We start from the raw sequence: 1,048 nt of genomic DNA on the forward strand, positions 1-1,048 counted from the left end.
CGTCAGGACTACTCGCCATCAGAGCTGCGCACGCGTGCGGCCCGTGAGAAGGACTGCCGGGCCGTCCTGCGGCTCCTCGCGATCGCCAATGCGCTCGAGGGCATGACCCGGGCCGAAGCTGCACGGCTGGCCGGGATGGAGCGCCAAGCCCTGCACGATGCTATCCAGCGCTTCAATGCTGAGGGACCTGACGGTCTGCACGACCGGCACCGTTCGGGTCGCCCGGAACAGCTCACTGCCGGCCAGCAAGCTGCGCTCAAGGCGCACATCCTGCGCGGGCCGGAGCCGGAGCGCGATGGGGTGAGCGCCTGGCGCTTGGTCGACCTGTGCGAGCATGTCGAGCGGACTTATGGCGTGAGTTACAGCCAATGGGGTCTGTCGCGCGTGCTCAAGCGGCTGAGCCTGTCCCGTCAGAAGACCCGGCCTTCGCACCCGAAGGGCAGTCCAGCCGCGCAGGCGGCGTTCAAAAAAGCAGCTCCCGTCCAAGCTGCAGACCATCGCGGCTGAGCACCCTGGGGCATGTATTCAGCTCTGGTGCCAGGACGAAGCGCGCTTTGGCCAGAAGGGCCGGACGACACGGGTCTGGTATGAGCGTGGGGTGCGCCCGCCGGGCATAGTCGATCAGCGCTACAAGAGCCTGTACCTGTTTGCCGCCTGCCGGCCTGGAACTGATGATGTCTTCGCCCTGGCCCTGCCGCGAGCGGATGCAGGCACAATGGAGGTGTTTCTGGAGCACTTTGCCCGGCAGCTGGCGCCGGGCGTGCACGCGGTGCTGATCTTGGACCAGGCGGGCTGGCACGATGAGCGGGCCTTGCACGTGCCCGCCACCATCACCCTGCTGCCGCTGCCCTCAGCGTCGCCCCAGCTGAACCCGGTGGAGCGTGTCTGGCTGTACTTGCGCGAGCGGTATCTCTCGCACCGTGTGCTGGACCACTATGGGGCTGTGCTCGAGGCAGTCTGCCGCGCCTGGAACAAGCTCGTCGACGAGAAGGGCCGGCTCACAACCCTCACGGCTTACCCGTACCTCATCGCGTCGGAAATTCCGTGA

The 1,048-nt window shown here is 66.8% G+C and carries 2 protein-coding genes; both read left to right on the forward strand.

Annotated features, from left to right (window positions below; translation table 11 throughout):
• On the forward strand, nt 1-507 hold a 507-nt coding region (locus JKG68_RS34440), incomplete at its 5' end, for an IS630 family transposase (protein ID WP_202066576.1).
• Nucleotides 497-1,048, forward strand: coding sequence for an IS630 family transposase (locus JKG68_RS34445; protein WP_312891084.1), 552 nt, complete (start codon nt 497-499; stop codon nt 1,046-1,048). The genes JKG68_RS34440 and JKG68_RS34445, both read left to right, overlap by 11 nt.

Origin of the sequence: Microvirga aerilata (assembly GCF_016743775.1) — a bacterium.
GTDB classification, from domain to species: domain Bacteria; phylum Pseudomonadota; class Alphaproteobacteria; order Rhizobiales; family Beijerinckiaceae; genus Microvirga; species Microvirga aerilata.